This is a genomic window from Vibrio atypicus (assembly GCF_009811315.1).
In the GTDB taxonomy this organism is placed as follows: Bacteria; Pseudomonadota; Gammaproteobacteria; order Enterobacterales; family Vibrionaceae; genus Vibrio; species Vibrio atypicus.
This window is the reverse complement of sequence record NZ_BLID01000005.1, coordinates 57,630-72,789: the sequence shown is the minus strand read 5'-3', so window position 1 is coordinate 72,789 and position 15,160 is coordinate 57,630. Positions and strand designations below refer to the sequence as shown.

The following is a 15,160-nucleotide window of genomic DNA, read 5'->3' as shown; positions in this document are numbered from 1 at the left end:
CTTATTAGACTCCCTATAGCGCCAAATTTCGCGCTATAGGGAATAATGACAATCCGAGCATTAGACTTTAAATTGATTTACCAACTGCTTTTGTTCTTCAGATAACGTCCCAATCTGACCACTCACGGACTCTGACTCTTCTGCCTGAGATAATATCTGCGCACTGAGATCACGAATATTACTCACACTCTGATTCACCTCACCCGATACGGACTGTTGCTCTTCTGCCGCTTTTACAATTTGACTGTTCATATCGCTAATTGAGGCAATAGCTTCAAAGATATGACTCAACTCCCCGACAGCTTTTGCCACTTGCTGAGATGAGTCATTCGCTAAATCGTTTCCTTCCTGAATCGCTGCCACCACATCTTGAGTACCAGATTGTACACTGGCAATCACATCACGGATTTCGCCAACAGAAGATTGAGTGCGACTCGCGAGGTTACGTACTTCTTCTGCAACCACAGCAAAGCCTCGTCCTTGATCACCTGCTCGCGCGGCCTCGATAGCTGCGTTTAATGCTAACAAGTTAGTTTGTTCTGAAATGCCTTCAATCACAGTTAATATTTCCGTGATATTGGTGTTGTTCTTAGCTAATTCTTCAACGACTGGTACCGCCGCAGTCATACGTTCAACCAAGCGTTCCATCTCATATTGAGACGCTTCAATCACTTGTTGACCGACAGAAGCCGCTTCATTTGCTTTTTCTGCTTCTCGTACCGCTATCTCTGCATTCTGGACAACCAGACTAGCCGTTTGTGTCATCTCTTCAGAAGCTGTAGCCACTAGATCAACCTCTTTAAACTGAGCATCACTACTACTGCGAGTGCCTTGTGCTGCGACTTTGGACTGTTCCGAGGTTGCTGCAACTTGCAATGTTGTATCAACGATATCCTTAATGATGCCTTGAAGTTTATCTAAGAACTGATTAAATCCTTGTGCTAATTGGCCAATTTCATCACCAGATTTAACTTCAATACGTTGAGTTAAATCCCCTTCTCCAGAAGCAATATCTTCCAGTCGAGCTACAACTTCTCGGATTGGCTTCACTAAGCGAGATGCCATAAAGGTGATGACCAAAAGTCCAAATATAACCAGCACAGTACCCGCCATCATTTCAGTTTGGATACTTGATGCCACTTGTTCGCTAATAATAATGTCTAACTGAACCGCATCATGCAGCACACTCTCTTTAGGCATATCAAACAGCACACCCCAAGATTGGTTGGCGATCATAATCGGGGCAAAAACCGTCAACCATTGACCATCCTCACTCCATTTTGTTTGCACTGATTGAGCAAACAAAAGGTCTGTCAATTGAGCGCTCGATGTTATGTCACTACTGTAGGATTGTCCGACTGGTTTTGCACTATCATCACTTGCGACCAAAGTGCCGTCTAAACTAATAATTGAAATTGAACCTTGGCCACCAAACAGCTTTGCGTCTGACTGGTTTGCCAAACCTTTTAACGCATCTAGCCTTAAATCAATGCCAAAAAAGCCAACCGGAATATCATCAATAAGTATTGGAACAGAGATAGAGGAAGTAAGAAATTCACCACTGTCGTGAGAGATCAATCTAGGAGAAGAGATACAAGTGCTACCACTTGAGATTGGACAGAAGAAGCGCTCACTGTTGCTGTTGTCTGCTAGGTCTTTTTCTGTGAGTACGTTTGGAATTATGTTTTCACCATTGGTAGCAGTAATCCAATATGGCGCAAATCGGCCTTTCTCATTTGAGCCCACATACTCTGCATCTTCATAGTTAGCATCTTCACCGTCTAACAAGTTTGGCTCGAACACCAAATACGCACCTTGAATAGAGTCAAAATTGATGACAGATTTACGGACCATCTCATCCAATGCGGTACGTAGCTCCTCGCTATCACCAAAGTTCTCTTCAGTGTTCGTTTTTTGAAACATAGCGCTCGAAGCCAACATTTCTGCTCGATACAAGGCTTCACTCAAATATTCTGCAACCTCTGTCGCATTGAGAACGGCTTGGGTCTCTATCAACTGCTCTGACTTTTTCAGAACGGAACTTGCGCTCTGCTCTTTAATCAATTTTTGATTTGATACCGCGTTATATATAGAAAAACCGATAAGAGATAGTGAAGTAAGTAGCAGACAACACCCTGCTAATAGCGTTATTTTCCATTGAACGGACAGAGATCGCATAGTACATCCTTATAAGTAAATGATGGTGCATTTACACATCAGCGAGCTAGTTGATTAACAATTTAATTACAACACATTAAACCCATATATCAACGAAAAGTTTACAAATGTGTTAATAGGAATCAATCAATCGGTTTGCTTTAGTCTATATAAGTAGAAAGTGGTAACATCTCTTAAATTCGTCACAGAAAAACAATAAGGATCTCGGATGAAAGTCATCTCTTTCAACATCAACGGTCTACGTGCTCGACTACACCAACTTCAAGCCGTTATCGATAAACATCAACCAGACGTGATTGGTCTTCAAGAAATCAAGGTTCACGACGAAGCGTTTCCACTCGAAGATGTCGAAGCCATGGGATACAAGGTTTACTTCCACGGCCAAAAAGCCCATTACGGCGTAGCAATGCTGTGTAAGAAAGAACCTATCTCAGTTCAAAAAGGTTTTCCAACGGATAACGAAGAGCACCAAAAACGCATGATTATGGTGACGTTAGAAGATGACAATGGTGAAAAAGTGACGGTACTCAATGGTTACTTCCCTCAAGGCGACAATATTAACCATGAAACCAAGTATCCATATAAGCGTCAGTTTTATGCTGATTTAATGGGCTATCTAAACGAACACCATAACAATGATGAGCAAATCATCGTAATGGGTGACATCAACATTAGCCCTATTGATGCCGATATCGGTATTGGTGAACCAAACCGTAAGCGTTGGTTGAAAACAGGTAAGTGTTCTTTCCAACCTGAAGAACGTCAGTGGCTACAAACTTTGTTAGATTGGGGCTTTGTCGATACTTTCCGTCAGATCCACCCTGACGTCAATGACCGTTTCTCGTGGTTTGACTACCGCTCAAAAGGTTTCCCTGATAATCGCGGTCTGCGCATTGATGTGGTATTGGCGACACCAAAACTGGCAACGAAGTGTATCGAATCAGATGTGGACTACGAGTTACGTGGTATTGAAAAGCCATCTGACCACGCGCCGATTTGGTCAACGTTTAAGTAATAGATAGCTCAAACAAAAAATCCGGCGTCTAGGCGCCGGATTTATTTTAGAACTCATGCTTCAATTAGATAGCAACAAAGTCTGCTTCGTAAGCTGGGTTCACATCAACTTCGTAATCAACACCTTCAACACCAAAGCCGAATAGCTTCAAGAACTCTTCTTTGTACTCAACGTAGTCAGTCAGCTCTTTTAAGTTTTCAGATGTGATTTGTGGCCATAGGTCACGACAGTGTTGCTGAATGTCATCACGCAATTCTAGGTCATCAAGACGTAGACGGTTCTTGTCATCAACTTCCGCTGCGCTGCCGTCTTCTTTGTAAAGACGCTGGCTAAACATGCGGTAGATCTGCTCCATACAACCTTCGTGAACACCTTCCGCACGCATCTTCTTAAATACCATCGCAATATATAGAGGCATTACAGGAATTGCTGAGCTTGCTTGCGTCACTACTGACTTAAGAACTGCAACATTAGCTGTGCCGCCAGTTGCTGAAAGCTTGTCGTTTAGTGCAGTAGCTGCGCGGTCTAGATCCATCTTCGCTTTACCTAGCGCGCCATCCCAGTAGATTGGCCAAGTAAGCTCAGTGCCGATGTAGCTGTATGCGACTGTCTTACAGCCGTCAGCTAGCACGCCAGCTTCAGAAAGTGCATTGATCCAAAGTTCCCAATCTTCACCGCCCATTACTGTCACAGTGTCTTTGATCTCTTCTTCTGTTGCAGGCTCTACACTTGCTTCAATGATCAGATCTTTATTGGTATCAACCGCTGTCGATGTGTACGTTTCACCGATAGGTTTTAGAGATGAACGAATCACTTCACCTGTTTCAGGCATTTTACGCACTGGCGACGCAAGTGAGTAAACCACCATATCGATCTGACCTAAGTCTTCTTTGATCAAATCGATCGTTTTCTGTTTCGCTTCATTTGAGAAAGCGTCACCGTTTAGGCTTTTTGCGTAAAGACCTTCTTCACGCGCTAGCTTTTCAAATGCAACTGAGTTGTAAAAACCTGCTGTGCCTGGTTTTTTCTCTGTGCCTTCTTTTTCGAAGAAAACACCGATTGTTGAAGCGCCGCCACCAAATGCCGCAGCGATACGAGAAGATAGGCCGTAGCCACTTGATGCACCCACAACAAGAACGCGCTTAGGAGCGTCTTTGATTGGGCCTTGTGCTTTAGTGTAAGCAATTTGTTCTTTTACGTTAGCTTCACAGCCCACTGGGTGCGTAGTAGTACAGATAAATCCGCGAATTCTAGGTTTGATGATCATATTCAACTTCCTTAACAAAACCCCGCTAGGATAAAAGGTTCACCTCAACTTCGCATCTAATTTCTGTAAAAATGTCGCTAAAATGCAAGTGGTTGGAGCACTTTCAACCTGAACAGCTAAGTTCCGCACAAAATAAAGGCACCTACAAGAGGTGCCTTCTTCTAATGCTAAATTAAAGCAAATTCGGATTGAGTGTGCCTGTTACGCCGCACTATCCAGCTTTGCTTTGGCTTTTTTTGATTCACCATGAGTACGAACTTCGCTGAAATCATGGCTAAAGTGGTCAACTTGAATTGCTTTGTAACGTAACTGGTCAGCAGCAACAACTTGGTCAACTTCATCTTGAGTTAGTACGTTAGCCTCAAGCGCTTGCGCTAAACGATCCTTTAGCAAGCCCTTACGAGCCACTTTGCCCTCTTTCGCTGCACGCATCAATTTACGCTCTAACCCTTTCACGTTGTACATCGCAATGAAAGCATTTTCCATTAGGCCAACACTGTCATCTTCCTCTTTACCGATGTAGCAAAGGTGAGTAAGGCGATCTCGGTGTGCTCCTGGTGTCATCAAGCTTTCCGCGAGTTTCACCGTTAAGTTGTCACTTGGTTTCTCGTAGTGATTACCTAGTGGGAAGATCAATCCTTTTAATAAACGACCAACCGCTTTCTGTGGGTAGTTTGTGAACGCGTCTTGTAGCGCTTGCGCCGCATTGTATAAACAGTGCTGAACCGCATAGTGAACGTAGTCTAGGTCTTGCTGCTGACGACCTTCATCTTCATACTTTTTCAGTGCTGCTGATGCCATGTATAGGTAAGCAAGCACATCACCCAAACGCGCCGAGATCATCTCTTTACGTTTAAGATCACCGCCCAATGTCGCCATCGCGATATCAGCGCTAACGGCTAAAGCACGGCTTAGGCGCGTCATCTCTTTATAGTATTTCTGAGTTGGGCCACTCATGTTGGCTTTGATAAAACGCGAACCCGTCAGCGCCGCACCGAACGCGCCAAAAGTGTTCTTCGTCGCGTGGCCGATGTGTTTGAATAGCAGATCATCAAACTCTTTCGCACCTTGCTTCTCATCTGGGTTTGCAGCCGCTTCCATCTCTTTCAAGACATATGGGTGACAGCGTGTCGCACCCTGACCGAAGATCATCAGGTTACGAGTCAGAATGTTTGCACCTTCTACAGTAATCGCTACCGGAATACCAAGATATGGGGCCGCTAAGTAGTTCATCGGGCCATCTTGAATTGCACGGCCTGAGTGGATATCCATTGAATCATCTAAAATAGTACGTGCCATTTCAGTCATATGGTACTTCGCGATTGCCGTTACGATGCCAGGCTTTTCTTTCAGATCGAGCGAAGTTGTGGTTAATGTACGACTCGCTTCAAGCAGGTAAGTTAAGCCACCGATGCGACCTAATGCTTCTGCGACACCTTCAAATTTGCCTATCGACATACCAAACTGCTTACGAACGTAGGCGTATGCACCTGTAGTACGTGCTGTCAGATGACCCATTGCAGTACCAAGCGCCGGTAGAGAAATACCACGACCTGCAGATAGACATTCCACCAGCATACGCCAGCCTTTACCTGCATAGTCTTGTCCGCCAATTAACCACTCCATTGGGATAAAAACATCGTTACCACGGGTTGGGCCATTCATAAACGCAAGGCCTAACGGATCATGACGCTCACCAATCTCAACGCCTTCGTGATCGGCTGGGATAAGTGCACAAGTAATGCCTAACTCTTTCTTGTCACCCATAAGGCCGTCAGGATCGTACATTTTAAATGCTAGACCAAGTACCGTAGCAACCGGCGCAAGCGTGATGTAACGCTTATTCCAATTTAAGCGAATACCAAGTACTTCTTTACCTTCATGCTCGCCATAACAAACGATGCCATCATCAGGGATACCACCTGCATCCGAACCCGCTTCAGGACCAGTCAGTGCAAAACATGGAATGTCCGTACCGTCAGCCAAACGCGGCAACCAGTAATCTTTCTGCTCTTGTGTACCATAGTGAGAAAGAAGCTCACCCGGTCCAAGTGAGTTAGGAACCATAACCGATACAGCAGTACTGATGCTGCGCGTTGCAATGCGAGATACGATGGTTGAGTTCGCCAAAGACGAAAACTCTCGGCCACCATATTCTTTAGAGATAATCAGTGAGAAGAAACGCTCTTTACGCAGGAATTCCCATACCTCAGGCGGAAGATCACGATCTTCTTTCACGATCTTATGATCATCGAGCATCGCTAATAAAGTCTCTAGCTCATTGTTCATAAAGGCTTGTTCTTCAGCCGTCAACGTTGGTGTTGGGTACTGGTGTAGCTTAGTAAAGTCCGGATGACCTGAAAACAGCTCTCCATCCCACCAAACGCTACCTGCTTCCATTGCTTCTTTCTCAGTGCTAGAGAGTGGTGGCAGCACTTTCTTAAACATTTTGAAAGCCGGGTCGCTTACCCATTTTTGTCTTAGAGAGCTCATAATCAGATCCTTTTGTTCACTGTAGGGTGGTCCAATATTCTTGTTTTTTATTAATGTTAGATTTATTCCGCAGCGACGCCTGCTGCTAAAAATGGAATCAGTTGATCAACGACAGATTTCGCATCCATCGCCTTTCCGTAATCGTTTTCTGCTATTTCGAGTAATGCTTGGCTAGATGCCATAGTGAAGACACAAGTGCCTAGAGTGAAATGTAGTCGCCAAAACAACTCTTCTTGAGTGAGTTTAGGGTTCGCTTTCATTACCGACTCTGTAAAAAGTGACAAGGTGTCTTGGTAACGCGTCGTAATAAACCAGCGTAAGTGGCCTTGTACATCGGTGTAGCCGCGGCCAATCAGCAACATAAAACGACTAGTACCATTAGGTCTGACATCATTTAAGTTACGTAACGGGCCACGCAATGATTCAAACACGTCTGACATTTCGTAACCTTCACCAAGGTTCAAGTTGATCAAAGCATCTTGTACTGCAGGCATAAAAGCTTCTAAGTAACGGTTCAATACTGCACGAACCAAGGTTTTCTTATCGCCAAAGTGATAGTTCACAGAGGCCAAGTTCACACCCGCTTTACTTGTGATAGTACGTAGAGAAGTATCGTTAAACCCATGCTCCGCAAACAGAGCTTCGGCGACATCAAGAATTTTTTCTTTGGTACTGTTTCTGCCTGACATTTCAATCACTCGTATTAAACAACTGTTTGAAATATACACCCGACACAAATAATCAACAAGTCGTTAACATCACAAAATTAGCCATTGGTCTGACCAGAGTAATGATTGTGCAGATAACCCTCTGAAAGAAAAATTAAATTTTTTTCACTTTTTATTGAACTGTTTTGAAAATGACTAGTCTGAATAAGTGTAGTTAGCAGAGCATTCCAATTAAGTTGACAGGCCGTCGAACTTGTTTTCTTACTGAAGCTACTAATTTACGCTGCTTTTTCTTATTAACTCCTATGTTTGTATCCGCCCAGAGCACCTTTGCTCTGGGCTTTTTTTATCTTAATGACCCCGATCATATGGCTCCTTACCTCAACTTGGTTAAAATGGAGCTTAATCCTATTAATTGCTGATGTTCATGAAGCTTGCTGACACTCCAATCACTCAACATCAATTTGAAGGTATTGAGTTTTTTCTTAAACGCGATGATCAACTTCATAGCCATTTTACAGGCAACAAAGCCCGTAAATTTATGGCCCTGCTTGAGCAGCCTTTACACGAGATAACAACATTAATCAGTTATGGCAGCGCGCAATCCAATGCCATGTTTTCTCTTTCGGCTCTCGCGGCTATCAAAAGTTGGCAGTTTGAATTCTATGTCGACCACATGCCAGATTGGCTAATTGCTAACCCGAAAGGTAATTATCGTGCCGCTTTGGATTTAGGCGCAAAGATCCATGTGGTGAACGAGCCAAAGCTGCATCCGAGTCAATACATTGAACAAATTCGCCAGCCCAATGAGCATTGTTTAGTTGTTCCTGAAGGTGGACGATTTGAGCATGCAGAACACGGTATTGCTCAACTGGCGCGAGAAATACTTTCTTGGACTCGGTTTGAAGCGGGGCAAACATTCACGGTTGCGCTGCCATCCGGTACCGGAACGACCGCACTCTATCTACACAAACATTTATCACCGCATGGCATTGAAGTAATTACCTGCCCTGTCGTCGGTGGCGCTGAGTATCTGAAGCAACAGTTTGCTGATCTAGGAGAAACCAGCTTTCCAACCGTACTTGAACTTCCGACTAAGCATCATTTTGGTAAGCTATATAAACCAGATTATCTCACTTGGTTAGCATTGGAAGAGCAAACTCACATTGAATTTGACCTTCTCTACGACCCTATGATGTGGCAATGTCTACAATATTGGTATCCTGATAATCAAGATAAAACGCTGATATACATTCACCAAGGCGGTTTGCTCGGTAACGAGAGTATGTTGCCTAGGTATGAGCGAAAATATGGTGTGTTAAGCGCAGAAATCGAATGATGAGGTAGCTATGCGTATATTTCTCTTTGCCTGCATGATCCTTTTAAGTTCACACCAAGTGATGGCGGAAAAAGTGATTGCTCTTCCTAACAAAGCGGTCGTTGGTATCGGTGTAGACACAGCTCAACTCGCTAAAAGAGTCTGCTATTACCAAGATCAAGCCTATTCAATGGGCGCTATTTTACAGGTGGGTGAGCATTATCTAATCTGCCAAGCGGCCAATGATTTTGAAAGCAATGGCCAGCTCAAATGGGCAGAATTAGACAATGAAGAACAAAAGAAAATAAGCACGCATCCGGACAAATGATGCGTGCCCAATTATCTATGTGCGGATATGCTCTATCGCGCCGTTCAAGTCGTCAACGTTACGTTTTAAATCGACCACAATCGGCTCCAACTGATTGATGGCGTCATTCATATCGGACGAGAGATTTTTGATATTTGAGATATTGCCAGATATCTCATCACTCACGGTTAACTGCTCCTCTGTCGCTGCGGCTATTGAGGTGTTGAGTTTGTGAATCTCGACCGCAGAACCTTGAATTGTACCCAGAGCATCATTCGCCACTCCCATGTTTTCACGAGTTGACTGCATTTTTTCAGCACTACTTTGAATCGTCACTGTTGATTGTTTTGCTTTCTCTTGCAGTGTTTGAACTATACCTTCGATCTCGCCCGTTGAGTCTTGTGTCCGCTGAGCAAGTGAGCGTACTTCATCAGCAACCACGGCAAAACCACGACCTTGTTCCCCTGCCCTTGCCGCTTCTATCGCAGCGTTCAAAGCAAGTAGGTTTGTTTGTTCCGCAATCGCTTTGATTACATCAAGAACATTGCCCACGTTATTTGATTCTTCGGCAAGTTGCTGAATGATATCTGCCGTATTAGAGAACTCGCCTTCCAGTTGACCAAACTCATTAGTTGTCTTATCAAAGACCTGTTTGCTGGTTGATGCTTCTTTTTCTGCACTGCCTGCATACTCTTCCGCCATGGTAGTACTCTGTGAGACATTAGAAAGTGCCGCAGTCATCTCTTCCATTGCGGTTGCTGCCATTTCCATCTCTTGGTTCTGTTGAGATGACATATCAATGTTACGTTGGGTGATATCTTGGATCGCTTCCGAGATTTGAGAAATGGTCGAGTTAACTTGGTTAATCTTATTGATGGTTGTCGCATAACTCACAAGCACTTTATTGATCGTCGTCCCGATGGTACCTAATTCGTTGTGATTGTTTTCTTCTACTCTCAAGCTAAGATCGGAGTCTACGTCAACTTGCTTTAAAGTCTTCGCCATCTCATCAATCGGCTTCATCACTTTACGATTAACAATTACATAGCCAACAATGGCAATAATAAAAACGGCAATCAAAGAGATGTTGCCAATCAAAACCGTTGTTCTAACATCTTGCGCCGCACTATCAAACTGAGAAGAAGTCCGGGCTTCTAGTGCTTGAAAGAACTCATCAATTGGCGCCATTATTTTTGCTTTCTCTTGATGGTATTGCTTACTATGCAATAGCTCCGCTGCCATCTTAAAATCAGGCTCTCCGCGCTTAGTGTAATTACCCGAACTATCTGGATAGAGACCTTTCACTGCATTCATGGCTTTTACTTCCATGTTAACAAGCGCATCTGAATTACCTTGCGCTTCTTTTAACAAGCGAAACTCTTGATCAGAAAAGCCTAAACTCTCCATCATAGATTGGAGCGAAACTCGTTGGCCGTCTGGTTTGGGCTTCTGTCCATAGTTCAAAACCAAGTCCCAATAAATGGTGTGGTATTCTTGAGGGCGAGGTTTATCACCATTTCGTATCGCCAAGATATCCATATACATTTTTTCGTAATTCTCGTCACCTGTAAGTACATAAGTACGGCCTAATCGGGTGAGATCATCAGAGCTTTGACGCAATTCATCTGCCGCTTGATAAGACTGATAACGAACTTTCGCCATTTGGTCGACTTGCTGTAATAAACCATTGAGCTGTAACACGGTTACGACACTAATAATAATGCCGAGCCCAATTACAACAAACACCAATTTCATAGTGTTGTTAATATTCATGTTGTCTTTCCTCTGTCCATAAAGAAAGCCTATTATTGACGTTGTATTTCATACTCGTTACGATTTTTATCGCTTATTGTTTATGCCCAAAATCAATGGGGCCTAGGCAACTGAGCGAGTAACTCTTTTGCCTGTTCAAACTCAAAATTCTCTATTAGATTAATCAATGTTTCGACCTGCTCAGAATCCCAGAGCTCACTCTGTTTTACTTGCTTAATCACATCTAACGCATTGACATCATAGTTATTCACGTTTTCAACTAACTGCTCGTATAGCTCTTTCAATTCATGGCAGATGGGCTTCGATTCCTGCTGATGATGTTTTTGCCAGCGTGTGAATTGATCATTTAAATGGGAGACAACGTCACGAATTTGCTGACAAGTCTCCACGACTCCCTCACTTTGCTCTTCTATTTGCGTTTCTATCTTACGAGCCAAACGCGCTACAGAATCTATTCCAAGGTTTGCGGATGCACCTTTTAATGTATGAGCCATTCGACCCAGTGTTTCCCACTCTTTGCTACGAGCTAGTTGGAGCATGCTTTGGCCATCTACCTTTTGGCTCTCTAGGAAACGTTCAAAAATGGAAAAATATGACTTAGCACTACCACCTGTATTGAAAATCGCTTGTTCGACATCTATCCCCTCAAGTACAGGGTAATCGGCATTCTCATTTGTAGGCATGACCGGCTTGTTGCTTGCCATTTCTTTGCCATCAGCCAAAGCTAGGTAAGTGGAAAGTGTTTGATAGAAGTTCGATACGTTAATAGGTTTTGCGATGTGTCCATTCATACCGGACGCAACACAATGCTCAACATCACTTTGCATCGCATTCGCTGTCATAGCGATGATAGGTAAAGAGTCCCACTGCGGATTTTTTCTGATTTCCTTAGTCGCAGTTATGCCATCCATAACAGGCATTTGCATATCCATTAAAACCAGATCTACCGAGTTCGAATTGAGAAGTGAAATGGCTTCTTCACCATGGTTAGCAACAATAATGTTAAGGTTGGTGCCTTCAAGAATTCCCTGCGCCACTTCCTGATTAACGACGTTATCTTCCACCAACAACACCGTTTGGTGATCGAAACAAGGACGCTCTGTTATCACGCTAGTTTGATGATTACTTAAGTGTTCAATCCCGAAGGCATCCATAATGGCGTCAAGCAAATTGGATGGATTGACAGGCTTCACAATTAAGCCATCAACCATTTTATTGCTCGCTTCAATAAGAGAGAGCTCTCGCCCATACGCTGTGACAAGAAACTTCTTACTGTCTTGGACCAAACTCTCTTTTTCGGCTCTTTGAAGCAGCTCTAAACCGTTCATACCGGGCATGGTCCAATCTACAAACAACATGTCGAAATGTTGGGTACTGAGCTCATCCAAAGCTTCATAAGCATTACTCACAGCTTTCGCTTTAAAATGCATCGCGGTTAGTAGCGTAACCAGAATGCTACGTGCAGAATCATTATCATCCACGACGAGTGCTGTATTGCCTGCCAATGAAGGAATAGATTCGGCAATATCACGCATTTTTGCTTCTTGGAGACCACAACGAATGGTGAACGAGAATGTAGAACCTATACCTTCAGCACTCGAGACCGTAATCCCACCATCCATCAATTCCACCAGCTGTTTACTGATACTTAACCCAAGCCCTGTCCCACCAAACTCTCGGGTAATACTGTTATCCGCTTGAGAAAAAGCACTGAACAAATTCTGCATCTTATCTGGTGCGATACCAGCACCTGTATCTCTTACAGAAAAACGCAGTATCACTGATTTATCAGTCAGTTCATCAACGGATGCCGATACAACGATTTCTCCTTTTTCGGTAAATTTAACGGCATTCCCACACAGATTAACCAGAATTTGTCCTAATCGTAATGGATCGCCAATGAGCCCAATCGGTACCTTAGGATCGATGTCTAACAAAAACTCAACGCCCTTCTCGTGCGCTTTAAATGAGATGACGTTAGTCATGTTTTCAAAGACTTCGTCAAGATTGAAATCAATACTCTCAACTGAGAGCTTACCCGCTTCTATCTTAGAGAAATCGAGTATGTCGTTGATAATGCCTAACAGGTTCTTTGCTGACTCATTGATTCTTGATAGATACTTTCTCTGGGTGGGGTCTAGTTCAGTATTGAGAGCCAAATGTGCCATGCCTAATATCGCGTTCATTGGCGTGCGAATCTCATGGCTCATGTTCGCAAGGAAGTCACCTTTTGCTTGGCTCATCGCATCTGCCGTATCTTTTGCATCACGTAATTCATTTTCCATCTGCTTACGTTCAGTTAAATCAAGCAAAATACCGACAATGCCAGACACCACGCCATTCACGTTATTAAATGACGCTTCGTAAACCAGCATTTCTCGCAGTTTTCCAGCCTTATCGTAAAGCGATAGCTCATAATCTCGATTGCCTTGCTGCTCACTCAACTCATTATGAACAGTGGTAAATACTTGAGCTGTGCTGTTACTAAACATCTTACTTGGTGAGCTGCCCACAATTTCATCCATGGTCATTCCAACCATGTCGCAAAACTTCGCGTTAACAGTGAGGTAAACACCGTCAGGTGATAGGCAATACATCGGGTTTGGCGTTGCATTCAAGATCTCTTGATTGAGTAGTGATTGCTCTAACACCTTTTGTTCCGCTTTTCTTTGTAGCTCAACGTTTTGACTCAACTGAATGCTGACCGAAAGATCATCGAGCATCTGAGTTAACCATTTATATTGTTGAGGCGATAAAGTCTCTGTCGTGCCAAGTTCAAGTAAGGCCACAGGTTGACCATTCACACAAAGCGGAAAATAGTAAATCTCATTGAGTTCAAGAGAGGCGCCGTTGATAAGCAAACTGTATTTGCCACTTAAGTTGCTCATATTGTATGGCTGACAAGAAAGCAAAACGCCCATCTCAGTAGAAGAAGGATCGCGTATCACATCATTCGTTGACTCACTAAAACCAGCGCCGGAGATACGCTTTAGTTGCCCATCCTGATAGATATAGATAGCGATCATTTGTAGGGGAAACTGACGAAGTAAAAACTGAGTGACCTCTCGGCAAAGCACTTGGGTGGATTGGCTAGTGCGAAGAACAATATTAAAATCTTTAACCAAGGTATTGTGATTGAGTTGCTCCGAAATATGATGGAAAACCACGTTTAAGCTATCAATAAACTTTTGCAGCTCAGCGTAGGCTTTCTGCGTGATCGTGAATGCGTAATCTTGATCTTTTACCTGCGTCACCACCGTATTAAGTAAACGGCTTAATGGGCTAATATAGAGCTGCCATAGCAAGATGAAAGAGATAGCGATAGAAGAAAGTAAAACGACAAGTATCGCTTTGTTAAACGTTTCGTAATGCCCTTCGCTCTCGGTAACCTGATCAATTCTTCCTTCGATACGCTCTAAAATGGCAGCATGCGCAGCGCCGATAGCACTCATGATCCTCTCTTTCTCTGAAAAGTAAGAAGAGCCATAGAGCAGTGCTTGTGCTTTTTCTAAATCCACTTTCCCAACATAAACCTCATGTCCGTACTCATCGATTTGATAGCCTTTTATTGCTAAAAAAGCCTGTCGTTCAAGCTGAACTAAAGTGTTGGAAAGCTGAAGTGCGCTCTTCAGTTCCAAATACTCTATTGAATCAATACCTGAATTCTGGATTCGTTCAAGCAACGGCACGCTTGTTTGGTTGCTTTCCGAATTAAAATCCAACCCTGAATTGACCACAACATCCCAGTACTGATACTCATTTCCTTGAGGAAGGGGCGCTTTCCCGTTGCGAACTTGAAGAACGCGATTAAATAGGATTTCCCACTTTTCGTCACCCGTTACACTGTAAGCCCGAGCAAATTTGGTCAGATGATCCGAACTTTGCTTCAACTCTTGGGACAATTGATAAAACAGATAAAGTTGCTCTTGGTAGTGACGATTCTCTTCCCTCAATTCTGTTAGTTTCTGCGTCACACTAAACATCGCGAGCGAACAAAGCCCCATCGCGACAAACAAAACAGTAAACAAAATCCTAATCGAGGGCATAGATTGCGCCTTCTAGTTAATCATAAAGGTGAATTTTTAGGTTGCTTGTCTATAGTTTAGTTATTAGCTGACAGTTTGCCGAAAAGTTTAGATAG

At 43.4% G+C, this 15,160-nt stretch carries 9 protein-coding genes; 3 read left to right on the top strand and 6 right to left on the bottom strand.

Going from position 1 to position 15,160, the window contains the following annotated elements; genetic code table 11:
• Nucleotides 1-60 precede the first annotated feature (60 nt).
• A complete protein-coding gene (locus GVO60_RS12080; protein ID WP_159654346.1) occupies nt 61-2,178 on the bottom strand; it encodes a methyl-accepting chemotaxis protein in 2,118 nt (705 codons plus the stop codon).
• Between the two features lie 208 nt (nt 2,179-2,386).
• Here GVO60_RS12080 and xthA point away from each other — a divergent pair, with 208 nt between their 5' ends.
• Entirely contained in the window at nt 2,387-3,193 is an 807-nt protein-coding gene (xthA, locus tag GVO60_RS12075; RefSeq protein WP_159654344.1) for an exodeoxyribonuclease III, read from the top strand.
• A 64-nt stretch (nt 3,194-3,257) separates the two neighbouring features.
• Here xthA and fabV read toward each other — a convergent pair whose 3' ends face one another.
• From fabV to psrA, 3 genes are all read right to left on the bottom strand, one after another.
• The gene (gene fabV / locus GVO60_RS12070; RefSeq protein ID WP_159654343.1) at nt 3,258-4,460 is read right to left on the bottom strand and encodes an enoyl-ACP reductase FabV; all 1,203 of its coding nucleotides are present in this window, start codon (nt 4,458-4,460) and stop codon (nt 3,258-3,260) included.
• Between the two features lie 201 nt (nt 4,461-4,661).
• Nucleotides 4,662-6,953 (bottom strand): acyl-CoA dehydrogenase, encoded by a 2,292-nt coding sequence (locus GVO60_RS12065; RefSeq protein ID WP_159654341.1) that lies wholly within the window; start codon nt 6,951-6,953, stop codon nt 4,662-4,664.
• Nucleotides 6,954-7,015: 62 nt separating this feature from the next.
• Nucleotides 7,016-7,642 (bottom strand): TetR family transcriptional repressor PsrA, encoded by a 627-nt coding sequence (gene psrA / locus GVO60_RS12060; protein WP_162596543.1) that lies wholly within the window; start codon nt 7,640-7,642, stop codon nt 7,016-7,018.
• Nucleotides 7,643-8,048: 406 nt separating this feature from the next.
• On the opposite strand from psrA, the gene GVO60_RS12055 reads away from it, so the two are divergent.
• On the top strand, nt 8,049-8,960 hold the full coding sequence (locus GVO60_RS12055; RefSeq protein WP_159654337.1) for a 1-aminocyclopropane-1-carboxylate deaminase/D-cysteine desulfhydrase: 912 nt from the start codon (nt 8,049-8,051) through the stop codon (nt 8,958-8,960).
• 34 nt (nt 8,961-8,994) lie between these two features.
• The gene (locus GVO60_RS12050; RefSeq protein WP_371862457.1) at nt 8,995-9,267 is read left to right on the top strand and encodes a DUF1496 domain-containing protein; all 273 of its coding nucleotides are present in this window, start codon (nt 8,995-8,997) and stop codon (nt 9,265-9,267) included.
• Nucleotides 9,268-9,282: 15 nt separating this feature from the next.
• Here GVO60_RS12050 and GVO60_RS12045 read toward each other — a convergent pair whose 3' ends face one another.
• Both GVO60_RS12045 and GVO60_RS12040 read right to left on the bottom strand, forming a co-directional pair.
• The gene (locus GVO60_RS12045; protein ID WP_159654333.1) at nt 9,283-11,019 is read right to left on the bottom strand and encodes a methyl-accepting chemotaxis protein; all 1,737 of its coding nucleotides are present in this window, start codon (nt 11,017-11,019) and stop codon (nt 9,283-9,285) included.
• Between the two features lie 92 nt (nt 11,020-11,111).
• A complete protein-coding gene (locus GVO60_RS12040) occupies nt 11,112-15,065 on the bottom strand; it encodes a hybrid sensor histidine kinase/response regulator (RefSeq protein WP_159654331.1) in 3,954 nt (1,317 codons plus the stop codon).
• Nucleotides 15,066-15,160: the final 95 nt, after the last annotated feature.

Bases quoted from the DNA above. Each gene is read 5' to 3' on its own strand.
- GVO60_RS12080 (WP_159654346.1), bottom strand. From the start codon at position 2,178: ATGCGATCTCTGTCCGTTCAATGGAAAATAACGCTATTAGCAGGGTGT.
- xthA (WP_159654344.1), top strand. From the start codon at position 2,387: ATGAAAGTCATCTCTTTCAACATCAACGGTCTACGTGCTCGACTACAC.
- fabV (WP_159654343.1), bottom strand. From the start codon at position 4,460: ATGATCATCAAACCTAGAATTCGCGGATTTATCTGTACTACTACGCAC.
- GVO60_RS12065 (WP_159654341.1), bottom strand. From the start codon at position 6,953: ATGAGCTCTCTAAGACAAAAATGGGTAAGCGACCCGGCTTTCAAAATG.
- psrA (WP_162596543.1), bottom strand. From the start codon at position 7,642: ATGTCAGGCAGAAACAGTACCAAAGAAAAAATTCTTGATGTCGCCGAA.
- GVO60_RS12055 (WP_159654337.1), top strand. From the start codon at position 8,049: ATGAAGCTTGCTGACACTCCAATCACTCAACATCAATTTGAAGGTATT.
- GVO60_RS12050 (WP_371862457.1), top strand. From the start codon at position 8,995: ATGATCCTTTTAAGTTCACACCAAGTGATGGCGGAAAAAGTGATTGCT.
- GVO60_RS12045 (WP_159654333.1), bottom strand. From the start codon at position 11,019: ATGAATATTAACAACACTATGAAATTGGTGTTTGTTGTAATTGGGCTC.
- GVO60_RS12040 (WP_159654331.1), bottom strand. From the start codon at position 15,065: ATGCCCTCGATTAGGATTTTGTTTACTGTTTTGTTTGTCGCGATGGGG.